General features: G+C 45.2%; 12 protein-coding genes and 2 tRNA genes. 6 read left to right on the top strand and 8 right to left on the bottom strand.

The window, feature by feature from the left end; genetic code table 11:
* Positions 1-7: 7 nt before the first annotated feature.
* Positions 8-3,496, bottom strand: a complete 3,489-nt coding sequence (gene mfd, locus JBF11_RS01020; RefSeq protein WP_334315533.1) for a transcription-repair coupling factor — start codon at positions 3,494-3,496, stop codon at positions 8-10.
* A gap of 163 nt (positions 3,497-3,659) precedes the next feature.
* Between mfd and gcvT the strand changes: the two genes are divergently transcribed.
* The 4 genes from gcvT to gcvPB are packed head-to-tail and all read left to right on the top strand — an operon-like array spanning position 3,660 to position 7,951.
* The gene (gene gcvT / locus JBF11_RS01015; RefSeq protein WP_334315532.1) at positions 3,660-4,745 is read left to right on the top strand and encodes a glycine cleavage system aminomethyltransferase GcvT; all 1,086 of its coding nucleotides are present in this window, start codon (positions 3,660-3,662) and stop codon (positions 4,743-4,745) included.
* A 13-nt stretch (positions 4,746-4,758) separates the two neighbouring features.
* Positions 4,759-5,133, top strand: a complete 375-nt coding sequence (gene gcvH / locus JBF11_RS01010; protein WP_334315531.1) for a glycine cleavage system protein GcvH — start codon at positions 4,759-4,761, stop codon at positions 5,131-5,133.
* Between the two features lie 56 nt (positions 5,134-5,189).
* The gene (gene gcvPA, locus JBF11_RS01005; protein ID WP_334315530.1) at positions 5,190-6,521 is read left to right on the top strand and encodes an aminomethyl-transferring glycine dehydrogenase subunit GcvPA; all 1,332 of its coding nucleotides are present in this window, start codon (positions 5,190-5,192) and stop codon (positions 6,519-6,521) included.
* Positions 6,518-7,951 carry an aminomethyl-transferring glycine dehydrogenase subunit GcvPB gene (gcvPB, locus tag JBF11_RS01000; protein ID WP_334315529.1) on the top strand — a complete coding sequence of 478 codons (1,434 nt, stop codon included), beginning with the start codon at positions 6,518-6,520 and terminating at the stop codon, positions 7,949-7,951. The genes gcvPA and gcvPB overlap by 4 nt, the downstream gene beginning before the upstream one ends.
* A gap of 183 nt (positions 7,952-8,134) precedes the next feature.
* On the opposite strand, the gene JBF11_RS00995 is transcribed toward gcvPB, so the two are convergent.
* The gene (locus JBF11_RS00995) at positions 8,135-9,103 is read right to left on the bottom strand and encodes a helix-turn-helix transcriptional regulator (RefSeq protein WP_334315528.1); all 969 of its coding nucleotides are present in this window, start codon (positions 9,101-9,103) and stop codon (positions 8,135-8,137) included.
* Between the two features lie 206 nt (positions 9,104-9,309).
* Between JBF11_RS00995 and hemB the strand changes: the two genes are divergently transcribed.
* Together hemB and ahbD are read left to right on the top strand one after the other, a co-directional pair.
* Positions 9,310-10,299: a porphobilinogen synthase gene (hemB, locus tag JBF11_RS00990; protein ID WP_334315527.1), complete on the top strand. Its 990-nt coding sequence runs from the start codon at positions 9,310-9,312 to the stop codon at positions 10,297-10,299.
* Positions 10,300-10,318: 19 nt separating this feature from the next.
* Positions 10,319-11,503, top strand: coding sequence for a heme b synthase (gene ahbD, locus JBF11_RS00985; RefSeq protein ID WP_417168623.1), 1,185 nt, complete (start codon positions 10,319-10,321; stop codon positions 11,501-11,503).
* Positions 11,504-11,616: 113 nt separating this feature from the next.
* On the opposite strand, the gene JBF11_RS00980 is transcribed toward ahbD, so the two are convergent.
* The 6 genes from JBF11_RS00980 to gatB all read right to left on the bottom strand — a co-directional run bounded on the left by JBF11_RS00980 (position 11,617) and on the right by gatB (position 17,120).
* A tRNA-Leu gene (locus JBF11_RS00980) sits at positions 11,617-11,701 on the bottom strand.
* A gap of 39 nt (positions 11,702-11,740) precedes the next feature.
* A tRNA-Leu gene (locus JBF11_RS00975) sits at positions 11,741-11,825 on the bottom strand.
* A gap of 66 nt (positions 11,826-11,891) precedes the next feature.
* Complete coding sequence (ubiE, locus tag JBF11_RS00970) at positions 11,892-12,851, bottom strand: bifunctional demethylmenaquinone methyltransferase/2-methoxy-6-polyprenyl-1,4-benzoquinol methylase UbiE (protein ID WP_334315526.1); 960 nt, start codon at positions 12,849-12,851, stop codon at positions 11,892-11,894.
* Between the two features lie 20 nt (positions 12,852-12,871).
* On the bottom strand, positions 12,872-13,042 hold the full coding sequence (locus JBF11_RS00965) for a hypothetical protein (protein ID WP_334315525.1): 171 nt from the start codon (positions 13,040-13,042) through the stop codon (positions 12,872-12,874).
* Between the two features lie 108 nt (positions 13,043-13,150).
* On the bottom strand, positions 13,151-15,658 hold the full coding sequence (locus tag JBF11_RS00960) for a penicillin-binding protein 1A (protein ID WP_334315524.1): 2,508 nt from the start codon (positions 15,656-15,658) through the stop codon (positions 13,151-13,153).
* Positions 15,659-15,683: 25 nt separating this feature from the next.
* Complete coding sequence (gene gatB, locus JBF11_RS00955; RefSeq protein WP_334315523.1) at positions 15,684-17,120, bottom strand: Asp-tRNA(Asn)/Glu-tRNA(Gln) amidotransferase subunit GatB; 1,437 nt, start codon at positions 17,118-17,120, stop codon at positions 15,684-15,686.
* Between the last annotated feature and the right edge of the window lie 82 nt (positions 17,121-17,202).

Here is a 17,202-nt window from a genome sequence, read left to right as displayed (position 1 = left end):
ATCTCCGCTATTTTTCTTTTAAAGAAAGCAATAGATTTTTTGCTTTGCAAATGATTTCGGCATTGCCATCCTCTTTGCCGACAAAATCTTTCAATTGGATTTCAAGGCTTGCGTGAGGATGAAGTTTTGCACTTTCCATATATTTTTGAATGAATTTAATCAATGTTTCCGCCTCAACCTTTCTTTGTCCGTCCATAAAGCTGACTTTCACCCTATCGGCATAAATATCCGCTTTATACACGCCTATGTTTTTCATTTCATATTTGAAATCCAAAACTTCCATAAAAGTCAGAAGTTCGGAAGGAAGCTGCCCGTACCTGTCGCGAAGTTCCATTTCGATGCTGTTCCGACGGCTGCTCTCAAAAGCGCAAGAAAGCATTTTATAATATTTCAAGCGTTCTTTTCCGTCTTCAATATACGATTCCGGAATATAAGCAGGCAAACCGAGATTGATTTCAACATCTTGGCTTCTTAGCGCTTCCCCTTCTCCTTTCGCCCTTGCAACTGCTTCTTCTAACATTTCCAAATACATGTCAAGCCCTACACGCGCCAAGTGCCCTGACTGGGCTTCTCCAAGAATATTGCCAGCCCCTCTCAAACGCAAATCTTCCATAGCGACTTGAAAACCCGCTCCAAGGTAATCCATTTCCAAGATGATACGCAAACGCTCTTCCGCGATTTCAGTCAAATGGTGTAAATCGTTGACCACAAAATACGCATACGCCTGCCTGTCGGAACGTCCGACACGCCCGCGAAGCTGATATAACTGCCCCAAGCCGAAAAGCTGGGCTTGGTCCACAATAAGCGTATTCGCTTTGGGAAAATCAAGCCCGGATTCAATAATTGACGTACAAACAAGCACATCCAATTCCCCATGCCAAAACATATGCATGGTGTTTTCAAGCTCTTTTTCCCCCATTTGCCCGTGAGCCATGCCGACACGGGCATGCGGAACAAGTTCCCGCACGTATGAAACAATTTTCTCAAGTCCGTTCACACGGTTATAAACCCAAAAAATCTGTCCCCCGCGTTCCAGTTCACGCTCCAAAACTTGCCGCAGAACGTTCTTATCCTTGTCTATCAAATGCGTCGCAACAGGTTTACGCTCCAAAGGAGCTGTTTCAATGACCGACAGTTCGCGTATGCCCGACATGGAAAGCTGCAAAGTGCGGGGAATGGGGGTTGCGGTGAGCGTAAGCACATCGACATTTTTTTTCATTTGTTTAAGCCGTTCCTTGTGCCGGACGCCAAAACGCTGCTCTTCATCCAAAATAAGCAGACCAAGGTTGGGAAGTTCCACGTCTTTCGATAAAATGCGGTGTGTGCCGATAAGAACATCCATTTGCCCTTTTGCCGCCATATTCAAAACTTCCGTTTGTTTCGATTTGGTCACAAAACGGCTCAATAATCCCACATTGACAGGAAATCCTGCCAAACGGGAACGGAATGTCTGGTAATGCTGTTCGGCAAGCACCGTCGTAGGGCAAAGCATGGCCACCTGCCTGCCGTCGCAGGCAGCCCTGAACGCGGCGCGCAAAGCGACCTCCGTCTTTCCAAAACCGACATCGCCGCAAACGAGCCTATCCATCGGTTCCGGCTTCTCCATATCAGCCAAAACTTCCTGAATGGCTTTCGCTTGGTCCGGCGTTTCTTCAAAACCGAAACTCGCTTCAAATTCCCGGTACAATTCTCCTAACGGGCTATAACCGAATCCCTTGGCAACCTTCCGCCATGCATACATTTCCACCAAGTCCCTGGCGATTTTTTCAATGGCTTTTTTCGCTTTTTCCTTGCTTGCCGTCCAAGCTTGACCGCCCAATCTGTCTAAAACGGGGCTTATGCCTTCTGCGGATTTAAAACGCTGAATGATGGAAAGCCGGTCAACCGGCATGTACAGTTTGGCATTGTCCGCATATTCCAATAACAAATAGTCATTTTCAATACCGCCGACAGTCATGCGGTGCAAACCGCCGAAACGCCCTATTCCGTAGTCCCTATGAACCAACAAATCGCCGTTCATGAGCTCATCGTAAGAATCAAGCCCTTTAAATGCTTGGCTTGCTTGGCGTTTCACCTGATTTGCCTTAGGCTGCAGCAAATCTTCCGGAATAACGAGCAAATCGTCCCAGCTCAGTTCCGCCGCATGATGAACGGACGCGATGAGCGCAAAAATCCCTTTGCTTTTCACATCATAGCGCAAATGCGGATAAATTCCGTCCTGCTCAATCAATTTTAAAAACTTTTGCCGCCCCCGTTCGGAAGAAAATGTCAGCACGACCTGCTTCTTTTCTTTCACATAATTACGCAGTCCAAGCAGCAGCTGCTGCCATGGCCGTTCGGAAACTTCTTTTCCCTGAAACAGTTCTTCAAAACTGAAATATGTTTTTTCAGACAGATCAATGCCATGATTTTCAATGCCCATGCGGAGAGGTTCGACAAAACAATGCCGCCGCTTCAAAAGCATGGACATACTATCGCCCGCATTCCGAAACGACAAATGGTCGGCTTGGTCAAAACCTGCGTCTTTCCTGTCTTCTTCAAGCGCATCTTTCCAACCGCTTTCCGCTTCTGCAAGATATTCTTTCAAATCGGCTTTGCTTGGTAAAAACCATTGGCAATCATCGGGAATCCAGTCTTCAAGATTTGTTGCGCGGGCATAAATATTGCCCGGCAAAAGCCGCAAATCCCCTTGCTCCACAGCGCGCATGACGCTCGCTTGCCGAAATTCCGAAAGCTTGCCTTGCTGAAACAAATTCGCAAGATGCTTATGGATGATTGTTCTCGCTTCCTCATCCTGCGTTATCGCTATTACCGGAATAATGCAAATTTCTTCCGTTTTGCCGACGGAACGCTGGGTTGAGGGATCAAAAAAACGCATTTCGTCAATGGTATCCCCAAAAAAATCAAGACGGACAGGCTTATCGTAACCTGCCGGAAAAATATCCACGATATCCCCGCGCCTTGCGATATCTCCCGCACGGGAAACCATGGATTCACGTTGATACCCCCAATCGACAAGCTGTTCCATTAAAAGTTCGGGCGCCATGTCTTCATGGATTTTCAAAAACAATTCATGCTTATTGAAAAAATCTTTTTCGGGCAAAAAAGGAATAAGCATATCGGCGGTGACAATCAAAGCTTTCGCGTGCCCCTGCCCCATGGCATAAAGAGCCGCCAAGCGTTCCGCCCAGCCTTCACGATTTAACGAACGACGATTAAACGGATTGATGCTGACAAACGGCGTTTCAAAAAACAACGGAACATTTTTTTCCTGCAGCGCCCCTTTTTCCTTACCGACGGACAATTCCGCAATAAATAAGGATAAAAACGATTTCAGCGTCGACAATTCATCCCTGTTTTTAACAACGGCGACAGTATATTTGTTTTCAGAAACTGCCTGTGCCATAAGCTTTGCAATACTGGCAAATCCGCTTCTGTGAACACTTTGTTCCTTATTTTCAGATAAAACCCGCAATATTTCTGACGACTTACTCATTCAATCACTCCAAGCACAGAACATATAACAATAAGTTCTTATAATTTCAAGAAATTTTAGAAATATTTTTTATTAATTTTATTATTCACAATCAGTAAAATTTATTTACAAAAAAAACAAATTATGCTAAAGACAGATAGGTTTATTAAAAAGGAAATTTCATATGTTGCAAACACCGTTACACGAATGGCATACGGCACATAATGCAAAAATGGCGCCTTTCGCAGGTTGGGACATGCCCATCCAATATGAGGACGGAATTTTAGCGGAACACGCCCATACTCGTGAATCCGCTTCCATTTTTGATATTTGCCACATGGCGCAATTCATCGTCAAAGGCGAAAATGCTGCCGAACTTTTGAAGAAAGCCGTAAGCCACAACCTTGGCACCCTGGCTGCCGGCAAATGCCGTTATGGCTTTTTGCTTACGGAGCAAGGCACTGTCATTGATGATTTGATTGTTTACCGCTTTGCGGAAGACCATTTCTTCTTAGTGGTCAACGCCGGCTGTGCCGAAAAGGATTTCAAAACCCTCGCCAAGCGCTTGGGCGAAGAAAATATTGAAAATATTTCTGCGAAATCAGGCAAAATCGACTTGCAGGGTCCGAAATCGTTAGAAGTTTTGGAAACGGTCACAGGTCAGAATTTCCATGATTTAAAATATTTTTCTTTCACCCGTATCGACTATAAAGGACACGCTCTCCTTGTCAGCCGCACAGGATACACCGGGGAACTCGGCTATGAATTGTATTGCCCGAGGGAAGCCGTACTCACCTTGTGGGAGGATTTGCTCGCCCATGAACTTGTGAAACCTGCCGGGCTCGGAGCACGGGATACCTTGCGCCTTGAATGCGGACTCGCCCTTTACGGACATGAACTCAATGAAGAGCATACCGTTGCGGAATCGAATCTTGCCGGCATGCTTACTTCCGAAGCCGATTATATCGGCAAAATTCCTGCCATGGAAGTAAAGAATGAACTCCTGGTGCCTTTGAAACTGGAAGGGCGCCGCACTGTCCGCAATGGCGATTCGGTCATTAAAGAAGCCGGAAGCAATGAGGTTATCGGCACCGTTGCCAGCGGTTCATTCGCTCCTTCCCTAGGTTTCGCCATTGCTTTCGCTTTTGTGAAAAAAGAATATGCAGACCAAGCGGAATTTATTCTCAAAGCAGGCAGAAGCGAATTAAATGCTCAAAAAACAACTGCTCCTTTCTTCACGCAAGGAACAGCAAGAATGAAACTTTCATAATACGGAGTCAACTATGAATAACCCTGACAATCTTTTGTACGCGGAAAGCCATGAATGGCTAAAAATTGAAGGAAGCGAGGGCGTTATCGGCATTACGGATTTTGCGCAAGATTCGCTTGGCGACATTACCTTTATCGACCTTCCGCAAGTCGGCGGCGCTTTTGCCAAAGGGCAAGAAATGGGAACCGTGGAGTCCGTCAAAGCCGCAAGCGATATTTATATGCCCTGCGATTGCGAAGTCATTGCTGTCAACGAAAGCGTGCTTGACAATCCTGAAAAAGTAAACAAAGACCCCTATGGCGAAGGCTGGCTTTTGCGTGTGAATATCACCGGCTCAACCGACGGACTTCTGAATGCCCAGGATTATGCAGGCAAATGCACACATTAAAAAATAAAACTTCTCCCCGCGGAGAAGTTTTTTTAATTTCATAAAAAGGACAGGTTATGCCTTATATTCCCCATACCCCTGAAGAACTGCAAGAAATGCTCAGCGTTATCGGCGTTGCGAGCCTTGACGATTTATTTGCGGATATTCAAGCCGATATGCGTCCAAAATCTTTCAATATCCCCAGCGGAAAAAGCGAAGCGGAACTTACCGCCTGCTTTGAAAATATGGCAGCGAAAAACAAAACCGACTTCATCAATTTCCTGGGAGCCGGCTATTACGACCACTATATTCCAAAAGCTGTGGACGCCCTTTCCCAGCGCGGAGAATTTTTGACTTCATACACGCCGTATCAGCCGGAAGTGAGCCAAGGAACGTTGCAGTCGATTTTTGAATACCAGACAGCGGTTTGCCGTTTGCTTGACATGGACTGCTCCAATGCTTCACTGTTTGATATCGGGCACTCCCTTTTTGAAGCGGGCATGATGGCTGCCCGTCATACGCGCAAGCACACTTGGGTCGTTGACGAAGCGGTAAACCCAATTTGGCGTAAAATGCTTGCAACTTACAGTGCGAACCAAAAAATCAATATCGTCACGGTTCCGCACGATAGCGGCAAGTCGGACAAAAATGCGCTCATGAACGCCATTGGTGACGATTGTGCCGCGGTTATCGTGCAAAACCCGAATTTCTTTGGCGCTATTGATGATTTTACGGAACTTTTCAATAAAGCGAAAGAACACAAAGCCCTCGGCATTATTTCCGTGTATCCGGTAATGCAATCCATTCTCAAAACCCCGGGGGAAATGGGTGCCGACATTGCTGTTGCCGAAGGGCAAAGCCTTGGTCTGCCTCTTTCTTTCGGCGGACCATATCTTGGCATGATAGCCTGCAAAAAAGACTTGGTCCGTCAAATGCCGGGTCGGATTGTGGGTAAAACCAACGACTTGAACGGAAAAGAAGGTTTCGTCCTTACCCTGCAAGCCCGTGAACAGCATATCCGCCGCGCGAAAGCAACTTCCAACATCTGCTCAAACCAAGGCTTGTGCGCGCTCAGAAGCATTATCCATATGGCACTCCTGGGTCCGGAAGGGCTTAAAAGAACTGCTGAAACGTCCATGTATCTTGCCCGTATCTTAGCTGATAAATTGACAAAACTTCCCCATGTCGGCTTATTGAACGACGCTCCTTACGGCAATGAGTTTGCGGTAAGACTTCCCAAAAATGCTGATGAAATTGCTGAAAAAATGTCAGAACGCGGCTTTTTATGCGGTTTCCCCGTTGGTCAATATTATCAAGGCATGGAAAATGTCCTTCTCATAAGCTGCACGGAAAAAAATTCCGAAGAACAAATCGATAAGCTTGTGAACGCTCTTGGAGGTCTTTTATGAGAACGCTTTTTGATAAATCCGTAAAAGGTCGTACGGCTGTTGTTCCTGCAATGCCCAAAAAGCATGCCGAAGATATGCTTCCCAAAAGCTTGCTTCGGGCAAAACCCGCAAGCCTGCCAGAACTTTCTGAACTTGATGTCGTTCGCCACTTCACCCGAAATTCCCATAAGAACTTTTCCGTTGACGGAAACTTCTACCCTCTCGGCTCCTGCACCATGAAATATAACGCGAAAGTTATCGAACATATCGCAAGCTTAGCCGGGTTCAGCAAACTGCACCCGCTCACCGCGCAATTAAAACACGGTGAACAATATGTGCAAGGCGCTTTGCAGGCTGTGTATGAAATCGAACAAGTTCTTTGTGAAATAAACGGAATGAGCGCTTTCACCATGCAGCCCATGTCCGGTGCCAATGGCGAATTTACCGGCGTCATGCTCATTGCCGCTTATCACAAAGACAAGGGCAATAAAAAAACAAAAATCGTCGTACCTGACTCCGCACACGGCACCAATCCCGCTTCTGCGATGATAGCCGGCTATGAAATTGTCAATATCGCTTCCAAAGACGGTATGGTTGACCCGAAAGCCCTTGAAGAAGCCCTTACTGACGATGTTGCCGCCCTCATGATGACGTGTCCCAACACTTTAGGTCTTTTTGAAACACATTTGCCTGAAATCGTTGAAAAATTACGTAAAATCGACGCGCTTCTCTATTATGACGGAGCAAACCTCAATGCGATTATGGGTAAAATGCGTGTTGGCGACGTCGGCTTTGACGTTGTGCATCTGAACTTGCATAAAACCATGGGAACACCGCACGGCGGAGGAGGTCCCGGCTCCGGCGCAGTAGGGGTCAGCGAACGTTTGACGCCTTATTTGCCTGTCGGACGTGTTGAAAAAAACAATGACGGAACTTATAAGCTCAATTTCGATTATCCGAAATCCATCGGCTACATCGCACCGTTCTTAGGCAACTTCGCGGTTTATGTAAAAGCGCTTGCCTATATCAGCCGTCTTGGCAAAGAAGGCATTCCGAGAGCCGCCGAATACGCTGTTCTCAATGCGAATTATTTGCGTAAAAAAATGGATTCATTCCTGCATGTTCCTTTTGACCGTATGTGCATGCATGAATTTGTTTCTTCTCCTCCGGAAGGAATAAAAGCCCTTGATGTCGCAAAGGCGCTTTTGGAATATGGCATTCACGCCCCGACGATTTATTTCCCCCTTATTGTGCATGAATGCCTCATGTTTGAACCGACTGAAACGGAAAATAAGGATACCCTCGACAATCTTGTCACCCTTATGGAAGAATTTATCAAAAAAGGACAACAAGATGCAGGCTTCCTGCAGCAAATGCCCCTCACGACGCCATTGCGCCGCCTTGATGAAACTTTTGCCGCAAGAAGCATGATTTTAAAACAAGAAGAATAAGAGTCCGAAAAACAATATCGAACAGCACCCCGTTCATTGGGCAAAACAAGCCCGATGAGCGGGGTTTTTTAGGAAAAAATTTACTCCTTCTTTCCGCAATGATATAATGAAGAAGCAGGAACGATTTGCACAGCCATAAAACAAAATTTAATCACGGATTTTTTCGTTTAGGCATTTTTGAAATCAATGCTCGGTAGTTGCGGAATACCAATCTTCCGGCTTGATGACTTTGACTTTATCCCCCCACGTATACAAATGCCAATCCATTTCCAAACGTCCGCCGGCAAAAAAACGCACTGTCACGGAGCCGTCTTCATTTTCAACAACAGTTTGATTGGGATGAAATTCATAACGAAGAACTTCTTCCGCAGCGCTTTTATCAAAAAGCCACTCCACTTCAAAAGGTTCTTCTTGAAAAACGCCAAACGAACGCTCTGCAAGCTTTTTTAAATTAAAGCCTTCGTCAATTTCATATTCTTCATCAAGCAATTCCATTTCAAGAATATTGCTTAAAATAAAATAATGCACCTTGTTTCCGCCATAACCGTCACTATGTTTGGCAACTAAATAATGATTTCTGTCACCATATAAAATTCCATAAGGCAAAAGCCGGTACGAACCCAATTTTCCGCTTGACTTCTTTTTGTATGAAATTCTTATCTGCCTGAAACTCAAAATCGCTTGACGGATTTTTTGAATGATTTCCTGTGAAACGATAATCCTAGGTCCGACCCTATGAGCGAACCCTTCAGCCTCCAAAAGAACTTCGGCGTCCGTATCGATGCAATTAAATGTTTTATCCACGATATTCGCACGTATTTTTTCCAAAATCTTTTGCAGCAAAACAGAAGTTTCCTGCATGCTGTTAGCCTGCAGATAGGCTATCGCCTTTTCAAAAGCGACCAATTCTTCCGCTGAAAACTGGATGAAATCCTTAAGCGTTCCCTGCGGAACATACCAGCGTTTCGTATTATTTTCCCCCGTACGGACTTGAACCTGCGGAAACCTGTCAATAATGACATCTCTCATCCGTTCAGCCGTTCGGCGTGCGACGCCGAACCTGTCCATTATATCCTGCAAGGAAACCCCTGTCCGGTTTGATTGCATTAAAACAGCCAATTCCAAAATATCATGTGTTTTATCATAAGCCATACATTCACCCGCCTCAATGGTACCATACCATAGCCATAAAAATACGGCAAAAAAATTAAATGCACAAGATAAGGATTTCCTCCTGATTATTTTTTGTTTTGCTTGACGGAACAAACAATTTTGCATACATTAACAGCATGAATTTAATATAATATTTTCAAAGTGTTATCATATCGTAACAATCATATGGCAACAAAGGAGTATTTATGGAATTTTATCGAGGAAGAAGACTTCGCGGCAGCGCTGCGCTTCGCGATTTAATGGCGGAAACACAAGTCACTGTAAATGATTTAATCATGCCCTATTTTGTAGTTGAAACTGATGATGAAAACTTTAAAAGCCCTATTTCCTCCATGCCGGGACAATATCAGTTATCTTTAAAACAACTCGATGAAACAGTAAAAAAAGCCGTGCAGCACGGCTTAAAGTCCATACTTCTTTTCGGTATTCCAAAAAGAAAAGACCCTATCGCCTCCGAAGCATATAATGAAAACGGCATTGTTCAGCAAGCCGTACGAATGCTTAAAAAGAATTTTCCGGAACTTATCGTCATTACCGATGTCTGCCTTTGTGAATACACTTCCCACGGTCATTGCGGACTTCTGCACGAAGGCGACAGCAAAGGGCTTGTCCTCAATGACAGCACTTTGAAATTATTGGCTAAAACCGCTCTTTCCCATGCTAAGGCGGGAGCCGACATCGTCGCCCCCTCCGATATGATGGACGGACGTATTTTAGCAATACGCCAAACTCTTGACGAAGAAGGGTTCCAGCAAACCCCGATTATGTCTTATGCTGTGAAATACGCTTCCGCCTATTACGGTCCGTTCCGTGACGCGGCTGAATCCACACCAAAATTCGGCGACAGGCGCACCTATCAAATGGATTGCAGGAACATATCCGAAGCTATGCGTGAAATGCATGCGGATATTGAAGAAGGCGCCGATATTTTCATTATCAAACCTGCAGGCGCGTATCAAGATATTATCCGCATGGTTTATGACAGCACCAATGTTCCGCTTGCGGCATATCAGGTAAGCGGTGAATATTCCATGATTAAAGCAGCAGGAATCAATGGCTGGATCAATGAAGAAGCTATTATCATGGAATCCCTTATCGGCATGAAAAGAGCGGGGGCGAAGCTGATTATTACATATTTTGCGGAAGAACTCCTTGAAAAAGGACTTGTGAAATAGACGATTATAAAGGAATACTATGAATAAGCCTCATTGTACGGAACTTGCCCCCGATATGCGGGATATGGAAAAAAAGCACAGCCAAGACGGGCACGGCGGACATAACGGACCAATGGGAAACCACCCCCATGCCAACCGTTTTTTAGCTGACGGCGTCACCCCGAAATGCCGTCTCATCGCATGGGAAGTGACCCGATCCTGCAATCTTGCCTGCAAGCATTGCCGGGCGGAAGCCCATCCTGACCCCTATGCGGGAGAACTCGGCACGGAAGAAGCCAAAAACCTCATCACAAGCTTTAAGGAAGTCGGCGATCCCATTATCATTTTCACGGGCGGCGATCCCATGATGCGCCCGGATGTTTATGAGCTCGCAAGCTTTGCGAAAGAACAGGGCCTGCGCTGCGTAATGAGCCCCAACGGAACGCTGATCAATGAAGAAAACGTCCTTAAAATAAAGGAAGCCGGCTTTGCCCGCTGCTCCATTTCCATAGACGGACACAATGCCCAAAGCCATGACGAATTCCGCGGCGTAAAAGGAGCTTTCGACGCTTCCATGCATGGGATAGAACTTTTAAAACAACATGGCATAGAATTTCAAATCAATACGACTGTCACAAAAACCAATTTGCATACATTCAAACAGATTTTTGAACTTTGCGAAAAAATCGGAGCAGCCGCATGGCATATTTTTCTGCTCGTGCCCATGGGAAGAGCTTCAAGTTTGAGTGCGGAAGTAATCACAGCCGAGGAATACGAAGAGGTTTTGCACTGGTTTTATGATTTTAGAAAAACAACGTCCATGCATTTAAAAGCGACCTGCGCGCCCCATTATTACCGTATCATGCGGCAAAAAGCGGCAAAAGAGAATGTTCCCGTCAATTTTGAAAATTTCGGCATGGACGCAATGACGCGGGGCTGCCTCGGCGGAACGGGATTTTGCTTCATCAGCCACACAGGACAAGTACAGCCCTGCGGCTACTTGGAACTTGACTGCGGCAATATCCGCAATTCCGGCTTCCCGGAAATTTGGAAAGAAACGCCTTGGTTTAAAAAATTCAGAACCCAAGAAGAATACGAAGGCAAATGCGGGGTTTGCGAATTTCACAAGGTTTGCGGCGGCTGCAGGGCAAGAGCTTATTCCATGAATAACAACCCCATGGGCGAAGAACCGCTTTGCTCCTATATTCCAAAGAAAAAAGCATAACAAACTGCTGCAAACAATTTTTGAATATCAAAATAAAAAACACTTGCTCCGCAAGTGCTTTTTATTTGTAATTTCAACACAAAAAAAGGATTACAAAAAGTAATCCTTATCTATGGTGCCCAAGGGGAGACTCGAACTCCCACGCCTCGCAGCGCTACCACCTCAAAGTAGTGTGTCTACCAATTCCACCACCTGGGCAAATTTCAATATAAACTCATGCAAACTGTTTCAAAAAGATGGTGCCCAGGGGGAGACTCGAACTCCCACGCCTCGCAGCGCTACCACCTCAAAGTAGTGTGTCTACCAATTCCACCACCTGGGCACGAAAAATCTTTTATGCTATTTATGCTTGAATTGCAAGCATTTTTTTTTGTTTTTCACATTTTTTTTATTTTGACTTGATTGCCGTATAAAGGGTAGCAATTCCAAAGGTTAATTTTTTGTATTGCACAAATTCAAAACCTGCCTGTTTGAGCTCCTCGCAAAACGCTTCTTGGTCGGGAAAAGCTTTGACGCTTTGCGCTAAATACTGATACGCCTCCGCGCGCTGCCCAAAAAGCTTCGCAATTTGCGGCATGATTTTTTCAAGATAAAAATAATAGCATTTTTGCAAAAGAGGATTTTTTACCGGTGACAATTCCAAAACATGCAGCTGTCCGCCAACGGTTAAAACTTTTTTCATTTCAGTTAATGCTTTAACTTTATCCTCAATATTCCTAATGCCAAAAGCAATACTCACCACATCGAAACTATTTTCAGCATAAGGAATGGAAAGAGCGTCGATAATTTTTACCTCGATCCTATCCGTATCTTTTGCTTTAAGTTTTTCTTTCCCCATTTCAAGCATTTCAGGACAAATATCCCCTGCGACAATATGGGCTTGCTTATGCTTTTTCAAAGCATAAAGGCTCACATCAAGCGTTCCTGCCGCCATATCCAAAATTTTACGGGTCGGACCCAAAACAAAACCGTCCACAAGAACTTTACGCCACCAAAAATCAAGACCTAAGCTGCAAATATGGTTTAATAAATCATAATGCTTGGTAATGGTTTTAAACATGGCGCAAACCTTTTCAGTTTGTTCGCTCGCTGCAAATTCAGGTTCGAGAACCGCATTGGCATTCTTTTCTTCGTTATTCATATCATGTTTATTTTCCATACTTTTTTCCTCTTGTTCCTTAAAATGAGTATGTTCGTTATTCACTGTTTCGTGAAAAGTATCGACCGCGCCCTTTGCGTCAATCCGTTCAGCAACATTTTCAGCGTGCGCCTTTTTCGCGCGGCTTTGCTTCGGACCTGCCTTTTTTGTTCCTCTTGCCGTATTTGAAGAACTTGTCTTAACCGCCATATTTTCCTACTTTATAAAAATTATTTTTTACTTTCAAGAGCTTGTTGCCCTGCCATAACAGTTTCTAAAACAACTTTATAAACATTAGGAAATATTTCCGCAAAATTCGTAGGGGAAATACGCTGCGTTTCAATAAATTTCACCGCAATTTCCTTGCTGACTTGCAAAACTTCCTTTTCCAGTCTTTCCATGCCGACCTCGCAGTATTAAAAAACCCGTCTTGGGGAATGGCACCAACCACCATGGCAGGAACCGACGGGTAAAAAGAAAAGGGTACTCCCCTCTCCCTTTTTGTTGATTTACATATCAAAACCTTGCATAAGCAATTCTTCCGCGGAATCGCTTTCCGTCACATTATCGGGCTGCACGGCATTAATCCCTGTTTCCGGTGTTGTTCCCACAACAAAAGGCAAGGATATGCCATCAACGGTTCTAAAATAAATATTTTCCGGCTGCTCAAAATCCGTTGGGGGATAATATTGAAAAACTTCCTCAGCAAAATACTTATAAATCGGAAGTGCAGCACCGGTTCCGGTTTCGCCGCGTCCCATAGGCTCAATTTGGTCAAAGCCCACATATGCGGCAGTGACAAGTTCCGGAGTCAATCCCACAAACCAAGCGTCAACCTCATTATTGGTCGTTCCTGTTTTTCCTGCGAGAGGACGGTCTATTTCTTTTAAAGCCGTCGCAGTACCATATTGGATAACCCCTTCCAAAAGCTGCGACATGATATAAGCATTTTGAGGAGTTATCACTTCTTCAAGTTCCGGTTCCGTTTCATAAAGGGTATTGCCAAAAGGTCCGACAATTTTTTGAATAAAACGGGGATTGGGGCGTTTACCCAAATTAGCGAAAGCGCTGTAGGAACAAACAACGTCAATGGGCAGCACCTCGATAGCCCCGAGGCTTACCGCAAGCGTAGGCAAAGGATATTCCCTCGCAAGCTTCATTTGCCTTGCTCTTTCAAGAACCGTATCCATGCCGATTTCCTGGGCGATTCTGATTGTTGACAAATTTCTTGAACGCGCCAACGCCCTGTTGAAACGAAGCGGACCGTCGAATTTACCGCCGAAATTTTGCGGACGCCAGACATTGTTCGCAAACGTATCGATAATCATGATCGGCGCGTCCAAAGTCATGGAGCCTGCTGTAAACCCAGCATCCAAAGCGGCGGAATAAACAAAAGGCTTAAAAGCGGACCCGGGCTGACGTTTGGCTTGCGTTGCACGGTTGAACTGGTCACCGTCGTAACTGAATTCATAGCCTCCGACCATTGCGACCACATCGCCCGTTCTAGGTTCAAGGGCTATCATGGCTCCCTGCACGCGCGGATATTGCTGCAAAGCAACGGGCAAAACTTTTTCAGCAACAAGTTCCGCTTCTTCCAAAGCCAAATTTTGGGGATTATTCTTTTTCAATTTATCCAATTCTTTTTGAACAGGCAAATTTAAAGAAACCCAAACAACATCGCCTTTATTCAAAACCTCGCGGGCGTCTTTTACGGCATTTGCCGTAAACCGCCCGTTATAGGCTTTATGAGGCTTTCTTGCCCACCCCATGGTATTGACGGATAAAAACCCTTCATATTCTCCGAGACGAACAGCAGCACCTGCTTTTTCCGTTTCCAAAACAACGGCTTTCTGCCATTCACCTTGTTTGAATTTATCAATATCAAAAGGATTTTCCTCAAAAAATGCCGATACGTCATTAATGGAAACCTGCGCTATCGCCCCTTCATAGCCCTGTCGTTTGGCAGCCTCTTCAAGCCCGCGGCGAAAAGCCTTGTCCGCAAGAATTTGCTGCACAGGTTCCATGGAAGTATGAACAGTCAGCCCTTGTTCATAAACAATATCTTCTCCGTAAACCCCGATGTCAAAACCAAGTTCGGCGGAAAATTCTTCCGTAAACAGATCAATGAGCTGACGGCGGACCTCTTCCAAATACCAGCCGCCCTCACGCCCCATGAATGACGGCATGGAGGAAAATTCCAGTTTTTCATAAAACGCCTGTTCAAATTCCTCGTCGGTTATCCAGCCAAGGTCGCGCATGCGCCGTAAAACATGTTCCTGTCTTTTTTTGGCGGCTTCCGGATGCCTGTAAGGGTTATGGGTGGAAGGCGATTGGGGCAGTCCCGCAATCATGGCGCATTCTGCAATGCTGAGTTCGCTGGCGTGCTTACCGAAATAGGTACGGGCGGCGGCTTCGACCCCATACGCATTGCTGCCTAAAAAAATTTGATTCAGATAAATGGTTAAAATGTCATCTTTGGAAAGCTGTTTTTCAAGGCGGTATGCAAGGATAGCTTCCTTCAGCTTGCGCTCGTAACTTTTTTCGGGCGTGAGCATGAGACGCTTCACAATCTGCTGGGTAATGGTGCTTCCGCCTTGTGAAATGTTTCCGGACTTCATATTTGCGATAAAAGCACGGAAAATCGCAGCGATATTCACCCCGGGGTGATCATAAAATTCAGAATCCTCCACTGCCAAAAAAGCATGGGGTAAATGGGGAGACATTTCACTCATGCCGATAACATACCGTTTTTCACGGTATAACTGCCCGATCAGGCTTCCGTCACGAGCGAGGACTGTCGTCACTTGTGCGGGTTTATAGTCGGCTATCTTGCTGAAACTCGGCAAATCGTTCACAGCCCAGCGGTACAGCCCATACCCCGCCACACAGGCGACAAGGGCGCCAAGCACGCAAAAAACAAATAAAAATTTAAGCACGGTATGTTTTTTTTCAGGCGCTTTTTCAGGATTTTGCTTGTTATCAGAATTTCCCATTTCCAAATTTATTTCAGAAGACATGAAAAAAACCTTTTAACCCGATATGTTAAGAAAGATGTTTCGCTAAAAGCTCATTCACGACGGCAGGATTTGCCTTGCCTTTCATTTCACGCATGATTTGTCCGACAAAAAAGCCTATAAGCTTTGTTTTTCCGCCTTTATACGCTTCGACTTCCGCAGGATTTGCAGCAATGACCTTAAGCACAGCCGCTTCAATGGCTCCGGTATCGGAAACCTGCACTAGACCTCGTTCCTTGACCAAAGCTTCCGGCATTACCCCGCCATTGACCAAATCGGGAAAAATATCCGCGGCGATTTTAAAACTAATCAAACCGCTGTCAATAATTTTAGCAAGCTCCGCCAAAGCTTTCGGCTCAATGGCAAGTTTTCCGTCCTGCCCTTCCGCAATGCGCTGGTTCATTTCACGAAGCAGCGGACCTAAAATCAAATTTGCAATTTTTTTAGGTTCATTATATAATTCAGCCGATTTTTCCAATAAGCCTGTCAAATACGGATCAAAAGCGATAAGTTCCGCTTCCGATTCCGCAATTTGCCATTCGGTTTGGAAACGTTTTTTCCGTTCGGCAGGAAGTTCCGGCATTTGTGATTTCCAAAGAGCGAGTTCCTCATCGCTGATACAAACAGGCAAAAGGTCGGGATCGGGGAAATAGCGGTAATCTTCCGCGTCTTCTTTGCTCCGCATAGCCAGCGTAATATTTTTCACGCTGTCGTATAACCGTGTTTCTTGACGGACTTTGCCGCCGTCAAGGATAACATCTTCCTGACGGGCTATTTCATACTCGATAGCTTTTTGAACGTGCCTGAACGAGTTCAGATTTTTAAGTTCCGTACGCGTTCCAAATTCTTTTTGTCCTTTCGGACGGATGGAAACGTTGGCGTCGCACCTGAAACTGCCCTCTTCCATATTTCCGTTGGTAACGCCGAGATTGACAACAATGGCATGCAGCGCTTTCAAATAGGCGACAGCTTCTTCCGCGCTTCGCATATCGGGCTCGCTCACAATTTCGATAAGCGGTGTCCCCGCACGGTTCAAATCGACAAAACTATGGTTTTCCGTCGGAGAATGGATATTTTTTCCCGCATCGTCTTCCAAATGGATACGGGTGATTCCGATACACTTTGTTTGGTTATCAACCGTAATATCCAAATACCCGTGTTCGCACAGCGGCAAATCATATTGAGAAATCTGATAATCTTTCGGCATATCCGGATAAAAATAATTTTTACGGGCAAAAACAGATTGTTGATTAATCGCCGCATTAATGGCAAGAGCGGTACGGGCGGCAAATTCCACCGCTTTTTTGTTCAGCACGGGCAAAACCCCCGGCATTCCGGCGCAAACCTCGCACACGTTGCTGTTCGGGGCGTCCCCGAAGGAATTGGGACAAGAACAGAAAAGCTTGCTCTCGGTCGCCAAATGCACATGCACTTCAAGCCCGATTACTACTTCAAAATCTGACATATATGAAAATCTCCTGATAACCTTGTAATTTTATACCATAAGAAAATAATATAGCATATTCTTTTTTATGCCACAAGCAAAA

It is taken from the genome of Taurinivorans muris (assembly GCF_025232395.1).
Classification (GTDB): domain Bacteria; phylum Desulfobacterota; class Desulfovibrionia; order Desulfovibrionales; family Desulfovibrionaceae; genus Taurinivorans; species Taurinivorans muris.
The sequence above is the reverse complement of the archived record's forward strand: the minus strand, read 5'-3'. Positions and strand labels throughout refer to the sequence as shown.